This is a genomic window from Providencia rettgeri (assembly GCF_013702265.1).
Classification (GTDB): Bacteria; Pseudomonadota; Gammaproteobacteria; order Enterobacterales; family Enterobacteriaceae; genus Providencia; species Providencia zhijiangensis.
The window spans coordinates 3,158,297-3,174,151 of sequence record NZ_CP059348.1 but is presented as its reverse complement, the minus strand read 5'-3'; the positions used below and the strand labels follow the sequence as shown (position 1 = coordinate 3,174,151).

Here is a 15,855-nt window from a genome sequence, read left to right as displayed (position 1 = left end):
TGGCTGGCTATTCTTCCTCGCTATCAATTAAGACAACAAATCGCTGCTGGCTTCCGTTAATACTGATGGTCTTACCGTCTACACGCCCTGATTCTGGTCTGACTAAAATACCTGCCTCGTCGAGTGCCTCTGCCCCCAATTTCTTTTGAATGCCTGAGAGTATTTCATCTTCGAACACTGACGGGATAATGTGATATTCGTCCTTGCCGTCCTCTCTGCGTCCAGAAACCAAATAGCCCGCAAGGTTTGTTATCCTGCCTGCGTAAGTTCTGTCTAGGTCTCCATTACGCTTGCCATAGGTGTACGGCTGAAAGCGATTCAATCCATAACGTTGAATAAAATCCCTTGCCCGTTTAACAACTTGGTATTTTTCGCGGTTCCCTGTGCCGTAGTTCTCCAGCCACTCATTAAAGCTATTACGAATAAAACGGCTACATTCGGCAATATCCCAACCCGTGATTGATGTTGCTAGCTCTGCGGTAGCGTCCAACATGGCAAAACGGGTAGCCACTCGCTTAACCTGTGGTGATACTTCTTCGGGTAAACTCGATAACCATTCGTTTTCTTTGAAGGTTACTTTCTGGTTGGCCATGTCCTGATTATTAGCTAAATACTCAATCCATGCTCTACCGACAGCCCCGCAATGCTGCGTTGATGCGCGTTTGATTGCTCGTGAATGTAAATCACCATCATCAAGGCTGTGAAACTCGACAGTATCGGTAAATGGCACACTAACCAGCCGCACTAATTGCCCTGCTTTTGGTGTCACGCCATTACGAATGAGATAGGTTTCAAAATCTTCCTCACCCGTTGATAACGCCACAATCGCCCAACGTAAAACAGCTTTATTCCCACCGTCTTTATTGCCTTGAATGCGCCCTGTGCCATTAAATAGGCTATAGGCACTTCCTGCGACATGCCGCACATCGTTACCCTGTCCAATTTCATCAATCGGCATAAACCCATCATTTCGTGAAGCGGCTTCAATCGTTAGCCCGTACTTTGTCGCATCCCATGTCAATTTCAGTTCATCGGGCACACCGTAAATACTTGAGGCAGCTTCTACGGTGGTGGTTTTCCCTGCTGAGGACTGAGCGAATAAGTGAATGCCAAATGAGCTACCACCTGATAATGAGTTCAGTGGGGCAGCTAACGCGACTAACCCACCTAAAATCATGGATTGGTTGCCTTTCATTAAATTACCAACATTCTTCCGCCAGCTTTCAGCGGTTCCCCTGACGATATAACCCGCAACGGCAGACGTTCCACCACAAAAGGCAACGGGGCGGCTAGGTGTACCAATAATATGACCATCTGGCATCACGTATGCCCCATCATGCCAACCAGCGGTATGTGTGATTGTCCATTCGTCGCGCGTTCCTTTCCGCTGAAGATAGTTAGCCAGTAAATCCAATTGACCGCGCTTTGTTGTGATATTAACGCCACGGGAGCGCAATCTTCCCCACCCTTGAGGTGAGCCTAGTTCACGCCTCGGAATGGCTTCATAAATTATGCGGTTACTGCCCTCTTGCTTCATCTGGATAACTAAATAACTGTCTTTACCATCAGAGCCAATGCCTACCGTTGCCATTTCATCCGAAAACCATGTTTCTTTTTCGTCAATTTCGCCCGTCGTGTTATTTTGCTTGCGTTCGATGTAATACAAACCACCGTGACGCTTATCAAAAAATGGGGCTAAATCATCGTGGGTTCTAACTTTCTTTTTCGCGCCAATGTGGACCACGTTATCCTCTTTCACTGCTTCACCTTTCTGCTGATCCACTTGAGCATTAAATGCCTGTCTTGCTGACTCAATGCCGTGTGATAAGCGGTAATCATCCCAATCCGCTTTATCATCGGTAGGCGGTAAAACCGTAATGCCATTAACCGCTTTAGCTGCCTTTTCTGCCGCCAATTTTCCTATATTGTCTTGGTCTGGCTTAATATCGTTGTCACCTGCAATGATAATTTGGCTCTCTGGGTACTTTGTCCGCATCACCTTAGCCACATGAATTAAGTTACCCGCATCAATTGCCGCTACTGTGTACGCTTCTGGTTGGACTAACTGGCACGTCATGGCGGTTGCCAATCCCTCGGCGATAATCACCGTAGAAACGTTTACAGGCTCATTAATGGGGTAATAGCTGCCATTCTTCGCACTATCGAGTAATAGCCGTTTATCGCCATTAGGTTTAATGGTTTGTGCTGCTGTAATTGTGCCGTCAGCGTCCATCAATGGAATAATCAGCGAACCATCTGTTAACAGGGTCACGGTGGTACTATCAAAGCCTTTCGCTTTCAGGTACTCCGATTCGCCCTGTTTAGCATTGGCAATAGTGCGGCTGTATCGCGCTGTAAAGCGTTTATGCTTCTCTATCTGTTCGATTGCACGTTGTTCTTCTTGCTCGGCTCTACGGGCTTCCTGTTGCGCTTTTGTCTCTGCGGTGTTATAGGCTGGTGGATTATCTGAACGGGTATCAATACCAATCATGCCAGCCACCTCATAAGCGGCTTCTGTCACGCTACCACCCAGAACACGCTGAACTAAGTCCAACCCATCCCCAGAGCCGCACTGACTACAAATAAACGTGCCGTTGCCGTCTTTGTCGTCGAATCTAAAACGGTCTTTACCGCCACAATGAGGACAAGCTGTGTGAGTATTTAGGGGCACTTCTGCCCCAAGGTTAGATAATATGTTTTGCCATTGTCCGTTAGCTTTCAGCTTCACATCACGGATAACATCAATTGGTTTCATCCTCTTCGCCTCCTGCAGGTTCAGCCATTTCATGCGATACACTTAAAATCGATTGATATAACGCCTCTCCTTCCAGAGTAAGGCGTCCACAATCTACCGCTTTGGTTAAGGCTTCCAGTGCGGCCGTTTCGTATTCTTCAAACTGGTCTATTAACGGCTCAATAAAGCAAACCTCAGTTAAGAAACAAAGGTACTCAATCGGTGAAATTTGTTGCTTGTTAGTACGTCCTTGGCATGTTTCCGTGTAGGTGTAACATTCCTCAAAGTCATTCGGGCGGCTTTTAAATACAGCAAAGGCAAAGGCTTTCAGCGCATCATCAAGCGAGTTCGCTTTGGTTTTGAATGGAATAATGTTGCTCATTTATTTGCCTCCGCTACTGCTACTTTGTAAGCTCTCAACACATGCGAGGACTTACCTGTAATAATGGTTTTAATCACTAAGCCACGCTTTGTGCTGGCTGTTACATTCATTTTAAGTAGTACCGCATCCACAACCCGACGATGTTTTTTATATTGAAATAGATTGCTAGTTACGGTGATTTTGGCGACTGCGCCCCCGTCAAAATAATTGAGTTTCATTATTTGCCCTCCGTTACTTCTTCCAGTGATTTTTTAATCTGGCAAGCAATCGTTAAGGCAATACTTATCATGTTTCGAGTTTCGTTATCTTCCTCAGCCGCGCACCATGTAGACAACAAAGTCAGTAATGCGGAAGTCTGGTTCTCAGGTGTTTCAATCAGTATTTCTATTTCACGCTTCTGTTCTGGTGTCATCACTTCACCTCACGCGCATAGTTAATTCGGATATCGGTTAAACCGTCACGTTGCGCTTCTCGCATGACTTGCGATTGAGCGTCTTTCTGGGTGGCAGATATCACACGCTTGCTAATACCTAGCGTTAACCCTTTCGGTGTTGTGCCATACCCTGCGATTTGAAACGTTCTCATGAGCGATAATCCCCCATATCCTGAATGTGTAGCTGTGAGGCTTGTTCAATGGCCATTACCATTGGTTTAAGTGCTTTCTTCTCCTTGCGACGTAGGTTCATGGCATAACTTCCGCGCCTACCGTGCCCCTGATAAGAGTCAGCCTCTAAGCGGCTAATCAAGTTCTGAGCCTCACCAATTGGCATGGCTTCAAGTTCCGCCAGCGTGGGTATTTGAATGTGTTTAATTTCGGGAAACTCAGACAAACGAAAGTAGCTGTTAACCATTGAGCGTTGGACCTGCCACGACAAATCATCGGTAAATGGCTTAACCAACATGAGATAACCAGATTCAGCCAATACCATTATTTCAGGCGTGTACTTGGTGATATTTTCATCAAGGTGTGGACGTAATACGTCCTGACCTAACAAAAAGTAATCAACTCCATCAATGAAATGGCGTTTATGCTTGGTGAATGTACGCCTTGCTGTACCTTTCGGGCGTTGGTGTACCTCGTCAATCATGGCAAAGGTCACAACTCGCTTACCTTGATACATGAATGGGCTTAGGCTGGTGGCATTGATAGTAACTTGTCTCATTTCATCACCTCCGCTAACCGAGTAATTTCTTTCCCTTGAGCATGTACAAGGCGATTAACTGCTCTCAGTAGAAAATGTGTATCTGTATCAGCCTCATTCTCTACAGCCGTTAACAGTGGGATTAACAACGCTTGGAGCTCCTCGTTGATATGCTCGACTTCTTCCAAGGTAGATAAATGACCAACTTTTAATTTAATTGTTTTCATTTAGTCGCCTCCTCGAGGGATTCGCATATTTCTGCGTTGAAGTCATACGCAATAGAAACGAGGTCGATTAACTCACGCGAACAATCGCTACTCACTTGCTCCAAGATAACGGCAAGCAATGAATTGTTTTGCTGTGCCTTGTATGCGGCTCTGTCTAATGGAATCGGCTTACTCATGCTTCCCCTCCGATTTAGCGTCTACGGCTTCCGCGTCACTAATACGGTTAATGGCTTCCAACCAGTAATAGAGTTCTTGTTTTTTTGGATCATCAATCTGAGGGAATACCTCACAAAGAATATGAGCCATACCTTTTCGAACCCTAAGTAAACGGTCACGGCTGCGTTCTTCTGAGTGTAAAGGGGTGTTATTGCCTAACATGTCCGTTATTTCAGCTTGAATACGCTGATAGTTATCAGGATATAAACGACTCATAATTAAGCCCTCCCTGCATAGGTGTATTCGTTGCTGAACTGGCTTAATGGAACAATGACAGGACTATCAAAGCCGTCTCGCTGAAAAGTCACACGATTGAATTGAACCGATAAAACTTTGACGGTTTCACCATTATTTTTGTGAGTGTAGAAATCATTAGGTTGAGGGTTACGCATGATGTTTACCTCCAATAGCAGGTAAGCGACCAGCGAATATCAGCATGTAATCACGTACAAGCATCAGTCTTGCACTGTTCTCGTTCGGTGCTGTAACAGCAATGCGACAAGGTTTAGCGGTGTAATCGCTACGGTTTAACGCGAGGAATAACCATCTGTACGATTGGTTAGGGGTGAGACTAGTCCGCCCTGTGACGGGTGTGTTATGCTTACTCATAGTTACCTCGATAGTTTCGTTATCGGTGGTGATTAGATGCCCCGTTAGTGTTGACGCACTGCGGGGCATTGCTTTATTAGCATAAATAATAGTAACATGGTCGTTACCATGTAATGCATAATAGATTAGGGTAATTACCATGTCAACGGGAAAGGAAAAAAGATCCCCGCAGTACCAAATGAGATTAACGCCAGAATTTAGAGAGCAACTGGAAGCTGAGATGAAAAAAGATGGTGACGCAACATTAGCCACTTGGATCAAGAGAATACTGCGCAAAGAATTACAGTCACGAGGCATTGAGCCTAAAAACTGATATTTGCCATACCAGAGAAGTAAGCTAATATTAATATTCTCACTTGCTCGGTATTCAATATCGACGTTTCCAAGGGTAGCCGATTGGCTGCCCTTTTTTATGGACTCCAAAAACTCAATTACTTTGCCTTTTATGGACTGTAAAAACTCAATTCTGCCTTGTGTAGTGACCCCGATTAAACCTTGCAAAATGGCAGATTTCTGCCCTTTACAAAGGTGATTTTTCTCACCTTTAGCAAATGGTGTAAATTCTCCACCTTTTAGATTGGCAAAATGTTTTGCTGATTGATTCCCCGTAAATTTGGGTGATTGATTGGCGTAAATTTTCGCTGATACATCGGCTAAAGTTTTAGCCAGTTGCTGAGCAAATGATTTTGCCGAGCACTGAGCCAAAATATTAGCCGAGTAACCAGACGAAAGTTTGTCTGATTGACTGCCAGTAATACCGCAGTTTAAAGCTACAGTATTATTAAGGGAGTAAATTAAACTTACCCCCTTACCTGCCAGTAGGGAATCATTCACTTGGTAGGCATTAGCTGCGATATTCATCATATTAGCCACCAATCCTCACAGTAGGACTCATTAAACTAGCGAACTGCTCAATGCGTTTGCTAACCTCTCGCAATGCCTGAGTAGCCGATAAACCCGAATCAATAGCATCCTGAAACGCTGCCTGTTCGATTTTCTGCATACAGACTAATAAACCTAATTGTTGCTCGTCTGCGCTGGCACGTTCGCCAGTGAGTAAGCCTGTTAATCGGTTTTCTGTACGGGCTAAATTGATGTAATGATGTTTCTCTGCGCCTAAGTCTCTGAGTGCGTCGCGTGACTCATGGTAATGTGGCAAATATTCGCGGCGGATAGGTTCAGCCGCACGTTTCTTGCTGAATGCTTTGGTAACGTCCAGCTTGAATTGAGTCATCTGCTCATGATTGCGCCCACGAACAATACGGCACATAAAATCAAATTGGTTCTCATTCAGTAGGTAATAAATCTGAGAGCGACCACGTTTTGATTTTCCCGATTTCAAATCGGACAATTCTTTTTCACTATTTCTTGGCAATGTGCCTAATTCACGTAAGCAGGTAAGATTCTTTTTAATAATATTAACCAAGCTCTCATGTTGTATTCCGACGCGTTTAGCAAACAGGCGGCTATCTATTCTCGGCTCAGTTCTGTGTTGAATTAAAATAGGCTCGTCGCTGAATTTTGGGTGAGCGAATCCACCAGCATTTAAGCTGTTATTTTTTAGTTTCATTTTCTTATTCCGTTATTTTGTCGGGTAGAGGCTTAAAATATTATTTACGTGTGCTTTATCCAGTGTTTGGTAATTACCTTGTTCAGCGCGTTTATTTATTAAGTTAATAACCTTCTGCACATCTTGAGCCGTTTTAAAGCGGTAACGGTAGTGTGACCCGATACCATCAGGATTAGGCTCATCAATGCGATCCAGTGTAATATCCAACTTGCGCTCTAACTCCGAGGCGTAGTTCCTTGCTGACGATAAGCGACAATGAATTAATATTTCATTCTCTGTAAATCCATTAATACCTGTACCTAACATATATAAACGGGCACGGTGTTTTTTCGGTGGGTTCTTTGGTAGAATAGACGACGCAACGTTATTCTGAGAAGCCACCTGTGACGGGTGGTTTTTCTTTTCCATTAAGCCACCTCGCCAGAACGTGATTCAGCAATCTTATTAGAGATCCATTCATCAACTTCCGATTCAACGAAAGCAATAGAACGAGTACCGATTTTTACTGATTTAGGGAATTGACCTGTTTCAATTAGGCGATAAATCCACGCTTTGCCATAGCCAGTACGACGCATGACTTCTGGTAAGCGAATGAGATTTTCTTTAAAGGTTGTTACTGTTGGCATGTAGCCCCCTGTTATCTGATTAATAGTACGCCTAGATAGACGTCCGTAGATCTCAGGGGAACTTTATGTATATTTGATATTGCCGTCACCGCAGTTGCGGCACTCTTTACCGCAGTTGCGGTAATTATCCTTTTAAACTTTTATTTGCGTCAGAAAACTTTTCTTGTAATGTTCTTTCGCTAATTCCCGCTTTCCCTTCATGCCTCGCAAGCAAGGCATCTATCACGTTAGTTTGATTGTTATAAACAGATAATTTTTTGCCTGATGGGGATGTACCTAGAATAACATCTAATAACCCACCTATTATATTTAGGTATGTTTTTTCTGCTCTAGAGTTGATATTTGGTAAACTCTGTTCATTTGTATTTTTTAAAGCCAAATTTTCTCTTTTCAATAACTCTAATTCTTTTTTTTGTTCTTTAAATACCTCTTCGGCATTATTTATTCTAACTTGCAAGTGATCTCTATCTGCCCTAAGAATTTGATATGCTTCAACCGTAATTGATGTATGCATATTTCGCTCAATATCATCAAATATAAGTTTGGGCTTCTCATTAGGATAAAACTCAATTAACCATTCTTTAAAATCTTTTAATAACACCGTTCTTCTTTCTGGGGCTATATGGTCATGCTCATTTATTTCATGATTACTTCCATCACGTCCAACAGCTAATTGCCTCGCTTCTATTCCATCCATGATAGCCATAGCTCGATGTTCCAAACATCCAATATATGGGTGTTTAGGTACGGCTCTTTTTATATATTCACACTCAGAGATCACCTCATCGAAATCAGATGGCTTTATTCCACACCATAGCATAGCCATTTGTTCAACATGATAGTATGAATATAAACGCTGAAATGAAGCGCAGCTCTCCTTATCGTAATCAATCATTTTTCACCTCATCAGAGATAGCTTTTAACTCATCGAACTCAAATCCTTTATCTTTTAAAACTTTTTTAGATTTAGAAAATTTTTCTTCTAAATTTCTTATGGAAAATGGCTCAGCATCTTGAAACAACTCAGTTAGTTCATAAATAACAGAACTCTGATTTTTTTTACTATTTTTGAGAATAGTAACCAGCAACCCACCAATAATTGCATGAAGATTGTTTCTTTCTCTTGTTCTCATGGGTTTGTCTAGTTCTGCTGAAAGTGTTATAGCCGCGGTTTCCTCTGTAGCTATACCATCTATATAATCCTCTCTTTTTGAGGGTTTAGTATCATTAATCTCTAGCTGCTCAGGAAATTCGATATTATGAGTGTTTAAAAATGATTTAATTTCATCGTATTTAAAATAAAAATCATGAAAAAAGCCTTCATATTCATTAGGCAACCCAATTTCTTCATCTGGTTCAACATAATATCCTAGCTCGAAACGAGGTAATTCCTCAAAACGTATTTTAAATCGCTCACCAATAGCCTTTATCAAATACAAACATCCATTTTGAAACCATTCATAAGGCTCAGGGTCAAAACCAGAAATTCTTGAGTACAAATAACATTGGTATGCAGGAAATTGAACTCCCTCAACTATTTCTGTACGATTCCTATAAAAAAAAGCAGCGACAACATCAATCGGCTGCCCTTCTTGCTCCGCAATTGCTCCAAATAACCTGTGAAATTGAATAGCCTGATTCCGTTCTGCAACAAAACTATTTAATACACTCACAACGCCACCTCACGCCCTCATTCTGTAGGAGCTATGCCAGCTAGTAGAGGTGTACTAGTTTTCGGGGATCAGCCTAGGCATAGCTTTATTCTTTATAGTCTACACAAGTCTACTACAGCCTATCATTACTGTCTATTTGTCCAGTTATGACTATTTCAGGTACAAAAAAACCAGACCTTTTATTGTCTGGTTCTGTATTTGGTAGCTGGTGGATTAAGCACGTTTAAAATTGCCGTGGACAACATTATCCCCGTTCTCTAATGCTCCCATGTAATCAGCGTACCATTGAAGCATTTCTCTACGGCCATCAAGGTACTGAGCATGGTTATACGTTCCACGGATAGAGTTCTTATCAACGTGCGCTAGCTGTGTCTCAATCCATGCGGTGTTATAGCCTTGTTCGTGTAGGATAGTGCTCATTGTGTGTCTGAAGCCGTGGCCTGTGGCTCTGCCATCATAACCAATACGCTTTATGACCTGATTTATTGCCGCTTCACTCATCGGCTTAGAAGCATCATTCCTACCATGAAAGATATACTTAAACTTTCCTGTTATGGTTTGTATTTCTTTGAATAACTCTAACGCCTGTGTAGATAATGGCACCATGTGAGGCCGACGCATTTTCATACGTTCTTTTGGTATTTCCCAAATAGCTTTATCAAAATCAATTTCTGTCCATTCAGCAGCCCTAAGCTCAATAGTACGAACACCCGTTATCATTAATAGCTTTGTCGCAATTTGAGTGATCTTACTTCCACTACATACAGATAATGCCTGTAAAAACTCAGGTAACTCATTAACGTTTAAATGAGGAAAGTGTTTTGCTTTTGGTGTAGATAGTGCGCCAGCTAATTCTGATGCAGGGTTATACTCTGCCCGCCCCGTCACAATTGCATAGCGGAATACTTGGTTACATGCCTGTCTTATCTTCTTTAGCTTATCCAACACACCACGCTTTTCTAATTTTCTAAGCACCTCTAGCATATCTAGCGGCTTAATTTCCGTAATGCTAGCTTTACCAATGTAAGGGAAGATATCTTTCTGGAAGGCTTCCAATAAGTCATCAGCGTAGCCTTGCGACCAATTCGGCTTTTTATAGTCATGCCATTCAAGCGTGATTTTCTCAAAGCTATTATTGACCTGAGACTCTTTTTCTCGCTTTTCGGCTTTCTTTACCAACGATGGATCATCACCTAACGCTAATATGCGCTTGGCTTCTTCTCTTTTCGCCCTAGCTTGTGCGAGTGATATTGATGGATATACACCTAAAGCCAGCCTTTTCTCTTTACCAGCATATCTATATTTCATACGCCAATACTTAGAACCATTCGGAGCAACTTCTAAATACATGCCCCCACCGTCAGAAAGTTTATAAGCTTTCTCTTTTGGCTTGGAAGTATCTACTTGTCTGGCTGTTAGCTTCATCTGGGGGCACCGATTTTTATTGAACGGGGTAATGCCCCCAATTATGCCCCCACATAGTTGTAGATTTCAATAGACGTGACTAGACCTTGGAATACTATGATTTCTTGTGATAACTGATTTTATAAGGGTTTTATAGACTGTTGTAGACTTTGAAATACTTGAGAATGGTACGCCCTACAGGATTCGAACCTGTGACCTACGGCTTAGAAGGCCGTTGCTCTATCCAACTGAGCTAAGGGCGCATTGTGTGCGCAGACAGCCTATCTGGCTGATGGCGTTGAATTATACGGTTGCTGAGCGCCGAGTCAATGGCTTTTCACTACTTAAATAACGATATGGCTACTTTATCTATCAGATAGACCTGACATTGCTAGCAAGTTCTGACAAAATAGAGGCATCCCCCGTGTCTCATATATGGATTAAGTTACAGATGTTAGCAAAAATTATTGATGGGAAAACGATTGCGCAAGCAATTAGACAGGAAGTTGCTCAAAAAGTACAAACTCGTATTGCCAATGGTAAACGAGCTCCAGGGCTTGCCGTTATTCTCGTAGGCGCTAACCCCGCTTCTCAAATTTATGTTGGCAGTAAGCGACGTGCTTGCGAAGAAGTTGGCTTTATTTCTCGCTCCTATGATTTACCAGACACGACGACTGAAGCTGAACTGCTCAAGCTGATTGATGACCTTAACCAAGATAATGAAATTGATGGCATCTTAGTTCAATTACCATTACCTGCTGGCATTGATAACGTCAAAGTGATTGAACGCATTCATCCCGATAAAGACGTCGATGGTTTCCACCCTTATAACGTCGGTCGCTTATGTCAACGTGCCCCTCGCCTGCGTCCTTGTACGCCAAGAGGGATTGTTACCTTACTTGAACGTTATGACATTAATACCTACGGTTTAAATGCCGTTATCATTGGCGCATCAAATATTGTTGGTCGTCCGATGAGCCTTGAATTATTATTAGCGGGCTGCACCACCACCGTCACCCATCGCTTTACCAAAGATCTCGAACAGCATGTCCGTAATGCGGATTTACTGGTCGTGGCTGTGGGTAAACCTAACTTTATTCCAGGCGAATGGATCAAACCGGGCGCTATCGTTATCGATGTGGGTATTAACCGCTTAGAAAATGGCAAAGTGACTGGAGATGTTGACTTCGATGAAGCGTCAAAACGCGCTGCATGGATCACGCCAGTACCGGGCGGTGTTGGGCCAATGACCGTGGCTACACTGATTCAAAACACGCTACAAGCGTGCGAAGAGTACCACGATATTTAATGTAATTTGGAGTCACAATGGATATTTTTCATCTTGATGGTCATCCCCATATTGAGCTATGCGACCTGCTAAAAATTGAAGGTTGGGCAGAAAGTGGCGCGATGGCAAAATCAATGATTGCTGATGGCTTAGTGCAAGTTGATGGCGTTGTTGAAACGCGTAAACGCTGCAAAATTGTCGCAGGCAAAGTCGTTTCTATGGGAAGCGAGCAAATCAAGGTACAAGAGTAGTTCTAACCACATCCTTGATGGAGGTAAGCTGAGACCCAATTCAGCTTACCTTTTGTTATCCCATCAAAATCCCCACTTACTGCTTGTTTTTGTTGGGGATAATGGTGCATTTGTGAATTCTTGTAATTGCCTATATTGCGCTTCATTCTGAACCATATTCGGACTTCCTGTCTCCCGCAACGCTAATACGATATTTTCCATCGATAGTTTATTTCCTGCCTTTCTCCACTGCATACTTGCCGCTAATACCCCCGTTCGACCAATACCCGCTTTGCAGTGAATAACGGGAAGCGGCTTATTTCCTCCTTCTATATCTACTCCTTGATTTTTATAAAGTTCAAATAAGCTGCCTTCATTAATGGTTCCAATAATCCGGTTTAATTTAATTAATTCCTCGGTTGACACCGTTCCACCATCATCCCAATTAGTCACGTGGATCACAGGGATTGAATGCTTTTTATAGCCATTAAAAATATCCATTTTATATTGGCTAAACTCTAATGATTTTTCTCCTACATTGATTTGTTTAGGTTCTACTTTATAGTCTTTTTTTTCTCGCCTAGTGGTAACTTCAATGGCGCCATATTTTTGATTACTCATAAAGTAAGGTGGCAGCTTATCTTTTTGAAAAACAGAACCGTGGATCTCTTGCTTTGATGCTAAGACAACTAATATCGGAGTCTTATTTGCCATGAGCATAGATAGATGATTTTCAATGGCTTGAGCATTGTCTTTGGGGTATTGGCAGCGAATAGCTAAATTTTCCCCATTAATTTGTAGTCGATTAGCTGCGAGAGGCACAATGGATTTATCGGCACTCCGTATTGATATTTGCGTGTGCTTCGCACTACCAATATTGGGATATCGCTGCCCTCTATTCTCCGTATCGTATTCAATGTTTTTTTCATTCAGCAATAACTGCGTTTTTTCAGTCAATTTATCGAATACCGAAACTTGGGTAGCGGCTTCTATATTTAATTTCAACTTTAGCCTATTTTTTTTGACGGATTTTGCTTCAGACAAGTGAGGGCTAAGTTCGGAGATATTTTGGATAGAATGAATACGCTTAGGGAAATGGCTTGCAGTTGATGATGCAGGAAATTCTGTCGATTGAGATACGGTTAGTCGATTAGCGTTTATTGGAAACATATTTATCCTTATCTATGTTTTCATTGTGAGTGAATTCACCATTTCGGTGACCCAATGTTAAATTCCACTGTTAATATTTCACTCAACATTATCGATAATCTCCCACCCCTCGCTTGCAAATTTAGCTGCAATTCCCATAAAAAAACCCACCAAAAACAGATCATTTTTAGTGGGCCTTATTCTTATTTGTTAGCCTGATTAACCTGAATTCTCTAAATTATTCAAATTGTAGGCAAACAGGTATTACGTGAAAAACGATAAAGGACAATATTCTAAATAGTTCGTGTTGTGGCTAGGCGGCTAGCAAGGATATCTCGGGGAGCATACATAAGTATGTGACCCGAGTAGCCGAGTGACGCCAACAACGCCACAGCGCGAAATATGACGAATATTATTTGCGACGCCACGTCGTGCCAGCAGACGAATCCTCCAACACAATTCCCATCGCTGTTAAAGCATCGCGTGCCTGATCCGCCAGCGCCCAATCCTTACTTTGACGCGCATCGTTACGCTGTTTAATCAGCGCTTCGATTTTTGCGACTTCTGCATCATCTTCGCCTTGTGCGCCACCTTGCAGGAAAGTTTCAGGATCTTGCTCTAACAGCCCCAGCACTTTTGCCAGCTCACGTAATTGAGCCGCCATGCCATTTGCTGCATCCATATTTTCAGTTTTCAGGCGGTTTAATTCACGCGCCATATCAAACAATGCCGAATAAGCTTCTGGTGTATTGAAGTCGTCATTCATCGCTTCACAGAAACGGCTCTTATACTCTTCGCCACCTGCTGGTGCAGCTGATTTATCCGTACCACGCAGCGCGGTATACAGACGCTCTAACGCGGTGCGGGCTTGCTTTAAGTTCTCTTCGGTATAGTTCAATTGGCTACGATAGTGACCCGAAAGCAAGAAGTAACGTACAGTTTCTGCATCGTAGTACTCTAAGACATCACGGATGGTAAAGAAGTTATTAAGAGATTTAGACATTTTCTCTCTATCAACCATCACCATACCGGAGTGCATCCAGTAATTAACGTACGGGCCATCATGGGCACAAGTAGATTGTGCAATTTCATTTTCATGGTGCGGGAACATTAAATCTGAACCGCCACCATGAATATCAAAATGGTTGCCTAATGTTTTGCTGTTCATTGCCGAACATTCAATATGCCAACCTGGACGACCTAATCCCCAAGGCGATTCCCAGCTTGGTTCACCCTCTTTGGACATTTTCCATAACACGAAGTCCATTGGATTACGTTTTACATCAGCCACTTCAACACGGGCCCCCGCTTGAAGCTGGTCTAAATCTTGGCGAGATAATAAGCCGTAATTTGGATCAGTTTTGACTTCAAACATCACATCGCCATTATCTGCAACATAAGCATGACCGCGCTCAATCAAGCTTTCAGTTAGCTCAATGATTTCATGAATATGGCGAGTAGCACGCGGTTCGCTGTCTGGACGTAGGATATTTAATGCATCAAAATCTTTGTGCATTTCCGCTAACATGCGCGTCGTTAACTCTTCCACGCTTTCATTATTTTCAGCGGCACGTTTAATGATTTTGTCATCAATATCCGTCACGTTACGCACATAATTCAGGTCATAACCTAAATAGCGTAAATAGCGGCTAATTGCATCGAAAGCCACAAAGGTACGACCGTGACCAATATGACACAAATCGTAAATGGTGATGCCACACACGTACATCCCAATCTTTCCAGCATGGATGGGTTTAAATTCTTCTTTTTGACGACTCAGTGTATTGAAAATCTGCAGCATCTTTTTATTTCCATTTTATTAGTACGTGTATATCTATCATACATCAGATTATCGCGATGTTGAGGATAAAATATCCAGATTCAACCTTACGAAAATAGCACGGTATTGAATCGCGATCACCCGAAGAAAGCAAGGTTAGCACCTGACTTTATCGCCTTATTTATTAGGTCACTGTTATGGGATAACCTATTTTGCAAACACACTGTCGCTTCAAGTCAGGTTTTATCTGTGATATAAACTTGCTGATCTCAACGCTTTCGCAAGTTAGCGCATAAAAAACAATTATTCAGGATAGCTATTATGGTTACATTTCATACCAATCACGGTGACATCGTTATCAAAACTTTCGCAGACAAAGCACCTGTCACTGTCGAAAACTTTTTAACCTACTGCCGTGAAGGTTTCTACAATAATACCATTTTCCACCGTGTTATTAACGGCTTCATGATCCAAGGCGGTGGTTTTGAGCCGGGCATGAACCAAAAAGACACTAAAGCGCCTATCAAGAACGAAGCTAATAACGGACTGAAAAACAGCCGCGGTACATTAGCAATGGCTCGTACTAACGATCCACACTCAGCAACAGCACAATTCTTCATCAACGTCGCTGACAATGACTTCTTAAACTTCCGTTCAGAGCGCCCAGATGGTTGGGGTTACTGTGTATTTGCTGAAGTGGTTGAAGGCATGGACGTTGTTGACAAAATCAAAGGCGTTTCCACAGGTCGCAGTGGTTTCCACCAAGACGTACCTCGCGAAGACGTAGTGATTGAAAAAGTGACTGTCAGTGAGTAATCCCTGAAT

The 15,855-nt window shown here is 42.5% G+C and carries 22 protein-coding genes and 1 tRNA gene; 3 read left to right on the top strand and 20 right to left on the bottom strand.

Annotation, left to right across the window (positions count from 1 at the left end; all coding sequences use genetic code 11):
- Positions 1–7 precede the first annotated feature (7 nt).
- The 18 genes from H0913_RS14570 to H0913_RS14485 all read right to left on the bottom strand — a co-directional run bounded on the left by H0913_RS14570 (position 8) and on the right by H0913_RS14485 (position 10,846).
- A complete protein-coding gene (locus H0913_RS14570) occupies positions 8–2,755 on the bottom strand; it encodes a DUF927 domain-containing protein (protein WP_181477498.1) in 2,748 nt (915 codons plus the stop codon).
- Entirely contained in the window at positions 2,742–3,116 is a 375-nt protein-coding gene (locus H0913_RS14565) for a hypothetical protein (RefSeq protein ID WP_137021871.1), read from the bottom strand. Before H0913_RS14565 ends, H0913_RS14570 begins: the two co-directional genes overlap by 14 nt.
- A complete protein-coding gene (locus H0913_RS18930) occupies positions 3,113–3,334 on the bottom strand; it encodes a hypothetical protein (RefSeq protein WP_094960720.1) in 222 nt (73 codons plus the stop codon). Before H0913_RS18930 ends, H0913_RS14565 begins: the two co-directional genes overlap by 4 nt.
- The gene (locus H0913_RS14555; protein ID WP_094960719.1) at positions 3,334–3,528 is read right to left on the bottom strand and encodes a hypothetical protein; all 195 of its coding nucleotides are present in this window, start codon (positions 3,526–3,528) and stop codon (positions 3,334–3,336) included. The genes H0913_RS18930 and H0913_RS14555 overlap by 1 nt, the downstream gene beginning before the upstream one ends.
- Positions 3,528–3,701 carry a hypothetical protein gene (locus H0913_RS18925; RefSeq protein WP_181477497.1) on the bottom strand — a complete coding sequence of 58 codons (174 nt, stop codon included), beginning with the start codon at positions 3,699–3,701 and terminating at the stop codon, positions 3,528–3,530. Before H0913_RS18925 ends, H0913_RS14555 begins: the two co-directional genes overlap by 1 nt.
- Entirely contained in the window at positions 3,698–4,279 is a 582-nt protein-coding gene (locus H0913_RS14545) for an ORF6N domain-containing protein (protein WP_181477496.1), read from the bottom strand. The genes H0913_RS18925 and H0913_RS14545 overlap by 4 nt, the downstream gene beginning before the upstream one ends.
- Positions 4,276–4,485 carry a hypothetical protein gene (locus tag H0913_RS14540; RefSeq protein ID WP_004906529.1) on the bottom strand — a complete coding sequence of 70 codons (210 nt, stop codon included), beginning with the start codon at positions 4,483–4,485 and terminating at the stop codon, positions 4,276–4,278. The genes H0913_RS14545 and H0913_RS14540 overlap by 4 nt, the downstream gene beginning before the upstream one ends.
- Positions 4,482–4,661: a hypothetical protein gene (locus H0913_RS14535; RefSeq protein ID WP_004255431.1), complete on the bottom strand. Its 180-nt coding sequence runs from the start codon at positions 4,659–4,661 to the stop codon at positions 4,482–4,484. Before H0913_RS14535 ends, H0913_RS14540 begins: the two co-directional genes overlap by 4 nt.
- A complete protein-coding gene (locus H0913_RS14530; protein WP_181477495.1) occupies positions 4,654–4,917 on the bottom strand; it encodes a hypothetical protein in 264 nt (87 codons plus the stop codon). The genes H0913_RS14535 and H0913_RS14530 overlap by 8 nt, the downstream gene beginning before the upstream one ends.
- A 2-nt stretch (positions 4,918–4,919) precedes the next feature.
- On the bottom strand, positions 4,920–5,093 hold the full coding sequence (locus H0913_RS14525; RefSeq protein ID WP_004265088.1) for a DUF4222 domain-containing protein: 174 nt from the start codon (positions 5,091–5,093) through the stop codon (positions 4,920–4,922).
- Positions 5,086–5,310: a host cell division inhibitor Icd-like protein gene (locus H0913_RS14520; RefSeq protein ID WP_166185487.1), complete on the bottom strand. Its 225-nt coding sequence runs from the start codon at positions 5,308–5,310 to the stop codon at positions 5,086–5,088. Before H0913_RS14520 ends, H0913_RS14525 begins: the two co-directional genes overlap by 8 nt.
- 865 nt (positions 5,311–6,175) lie before the next feature.
- Positions 6,176–6,880, bottom strand: a complete 705-nt coding sequence (locus H0913_RS14515) for a Rha family transcriptional regulator (protein WP_181477494.1) — start codon at positions 6,878–6,880, stop codon at positions 6,176–6,178.
- A gap of 12 nt (positions 6,881–6,892) precedes the next feature.
- Positions 6,893–7,288 (bottom strand): hypothetical protein, encoded by a 396-nt coding sequence (locus H0913_RS14510; RefSeq protein WP_181477493.1) that lies wholly within the window; start codon positions 7,286–7,288, stop codon positions 6,893–6,895.
- A complete protein-coding gene (locus H0913_RS14505) occupies positions 7,288–7,506 on the bottom strand; it encodes a helix-turn-helix transcriptional regulator (protein ID WP_181477492.1) in 219 nt (72 codons plus the stop codon). The genes H0913_RS14510 and H0913_RS14505 overlap by 1 nt, the downstream gene beginning before the upstream one ends.
- A gap of 124 nt (positions 7,507–7,630) precedes the next feature.
- On the bottom strand, positions 7,631–8,401 hold the full coding sequence (locus tag H0913_RS14500; RefSeq protein WP_004906547.1) for a hypothetical protein: 771 nt from the start codon (positions 8,399–8,401) through the stop codon (positions 7,631–7,633).
- Positions 8,394–9,179 (bottom strand): hypothetical protein, encoded by a 786-nt coding sequence (locus H0913_RS14495; protein ID WP_181477491.1) that lies wholly within the window; start codon positions 9,177–9,179, stop codon positions 8,394–8,396. The genes H0913_RS14500 and H0913_RS14495 overlap by 8 nt, the downstream gene beginning before the upstream one ends.
- Positions 9,180–9,392: 213 nt before the next feature.
- A complete protein-coding gene (locus tag H0913_RS14490) occupies positions 9,393–10,604 on the bottom strand; it encodes a tyrosine-type recombinase/integrase (protein ID WP_181477490.1) in 1,212 nt (403 codons plus the stop codon).
- 165 nt (positions 10,605–10,769) lie between these two features.
- Positions 10,770–10,846: transfer RNA gene (locus H0913_RS14485), tRNA-Arg, on the bottom strand.
- A 188-nt stretch (positions 10,847–11,034) separates the two neighbouring features.
- On the opposite strand from H0913_RS14485, the gene folD reads away from it, so the two are divergent.
- Positions 11,035–11,892 (top strand): bifunctional methylenetetrahydrofolate dehydrogenase/methenyltetrahydrofolate cyclohydrolase FolD, encoded by an 858-nt coding sequence (gene folD / locus H0913_RS14480; protein ID WP_036952132.1) that lies wholly within the window; start codon positions 11,035–11,037, stop codon positions 11,890–11,892.
- 17 nt (positions 11,893–11,909) lie between these two features.
- Complete coding sequence (ybcJ, locus tag H0913_RS14475; protein ID WP_108478314.1) at positions 11,910–12,122, top strand: ribosome-associated protein YbcJ; 213 nt, start codon at positions 11,910–11,912, stop codon at positions 12,120–12,122.
- Between the two features lie 63 nt (positions 12,123–12,185).
- On the opposite strand, the gene H0913_RS14470 is transcribed toward ybcJ, so the two are convergent.
- The gene (locus H0913_RS14470) at positions 12,186–13,271 is read right to left on the bottom strand and encodes a protein-tyrosine phosphatase family protein (RefSeq protein ID WP_154602463.1); all 1,086 of its coding nucleotides are present in this window, start codon (positions 13,269–13,271) and stop codon (positions 12,186–12,188) included.
- 391 nt (positions 13,272–13,662) lie between these two features.
- Complete coding sequence (gene cysS / locus H0913_RS14465; RefSeq protein ID WP_154602462.1) at positions 13,663–15,051, bottom strand: cysteine--tRNA ligase; 1,389 nt, start codon at positions 15,049–15,051, stop codon at positions 13,663–13,665.
- 300 nt (positions 15,052–15,351) lie between these two features.
- Here cysS and ppiB point away from each other — a divergent pair, with 300 nt between their 5' ends.
- Positions 15,352–15,846: a peptidylprolyl isomerase B gene (gene ppiB / locus H0913_RS14460; RefSeq protein ID WP_006659258.1), complete on the top strand. Its 495-nt coding sequence runs from the start codon at positions 15,352–15,354 to the stop codon at positions 15,844–15,846.
- The last annotated feature ends 9 nt before the right edge of the window (positions 15,847–15,855 follow it).

Excerpts from the sequence above, each read along its gene's own strand:
- H0913_RS14525 (WP_004265088.1), bottom strand. The coding sequence starts at position 5,093 with ATGCGTAACCCTCAACCTAATGATTTCTACACTCACAAAAATAATGGT.
- H0913_RS14570 (WP_181477498.1), bottom strand. The coding sequence starts at position 2,755 with ATGAAACCAATTGATGTTATCCGTGATGTGAAGCTGAAAGCTAACGGA.
- H0913_RS14545 (WP_181477496.1), bottom strand. The coding sequence starts at position 4,279 with ATGAGACAAGTTACTATCAATGCCACCAGCCTAAGCCCATTCATGTAT.
- H0913_RS14510 (WP_181477493.1), bottom strand. The coding sequence starts at position 7,288 with ATGGAAAAGAAAAACCACCCGTCACAGGTGGCTTCTCAGAATAACGTT.
- H0913_RS14535 (WP_004255431.1), bottom strand. The coding sequence starts at position 4,661 with ATGAGTAAGCCGATTCCATTAGACAGAGCCGCATACAAGGCACAGCAA.
- ybcJ (WP_108478314.1), top strand. The coding sequence starts at position 11,910 with ATGGATATTTTTCATCTTGATGGTCATCCCCATATTGAGCTATGCGAC.
- H0913_RS14555 (WP_094960719.1), bottom strand. The coding sequence starts at position 3,528 with ATGACACCAGAACAGAAGCGTGAAATAGAAATACTGATTGAAACACCT.
- H0913_RS14520 (WP_166185487.1), bottom strand. The coding sequence starts at position 5,310 with ATGAGTAAGCATAACACACCCGTCACAGGGCGGACTAGTCTCACCCCT.
- H0913_RS18930 (WP_094960720.1), bottom strand. The coding sequence starts at position 3,334 with ATGAAACTCAATTATTTTGACGGGGGCGCAGTCGCCAAAATCACCGTA.
- H0913_RS18925 (WP_181477497.1), bottom strand. The coding sequence starts at position 3,701 with ATGAGAACGTTTCAAATCGCAGGGTATGGCACAACACCGAAAGGGTTA.
- H0913_RS14530 (WP_181477495.1), bottom strand. The coding sequence starts at position 4,917 with ATGAGTCGTTTATATCCTGATAACTATCAGCGTATTCAAGCTGAAATA.
- ppiB (WP_006659258.1), top strand. The coding sequence starts at position 15,352 with ATGGTTACATTTCATACCAATCACGGTGACATCGTTATCAAAACTTTC.
- H0913_RS14500 (WP_004906547.1), bottom strand. The coding sequence starts at position 8,401 with ATGATTGATTACGATAAGGAGAGCTGCGCTTCATTTCAGCGTTTATAT.
- folD (WP_036952132.1), top strand. The coding sequence starts at position 11,035 with ATGTTAGCAAAAATTATTGATGGGAAAACGATTGCGCAAGCAATTAGA.
- H0913_RS14565 (WP_137021871.1), bottom strand. The coding sequence starts at position 3,116 with ATGAGCAACATTATTCCATTCAAAACCAAAGCGAACTCGCTTGATGAT.
- H0913_RS14540 (WP_004906529.1), bottom strand. The coding sequence starts at position 4,485 with ATGAAAACAATTAAATTAAAAGTTGGTCATTTATCTACCTTGGAAGAA.
- H0913_RS14515 (WP_181477494.1), bottom strand. The coding sequence starts at position 6,880 with ATGAAACTAAAAAATAACAGCTTAAATGCTGGTGGATTCGCTCACCCA.
- H0913_RS14505 (WP_181477492.1), bottom strand. The coding sequence starts at position 7,506 with ATGCCAACAGTAACAACCTTTAAAGAAAATCTCATTCGCTTACCAGAA.
- H0913_RS14490 (WP_181477490.1), bottom strand. The coding sequence starts at position 10,604 with ATGAAGCTAACAGCCAGACAAGTAGATACTTCCAAGCCAAAAGAGAAA.
- cysS (WP_154602462.1), bottom strand. The coding sequence starts at position 15,051 with ATGCTGCAGATTTTCAATACACTGAGTCGTCAAAAAGAAGAATTTAAA.
- H0913_RS14470 (WP_154602463.1), bottom strand. The coding sequence starts at position 13,271 with ATGTTTCCAATAAACGCTAATCGACTAACCGTATCTCAATCGACAGAA.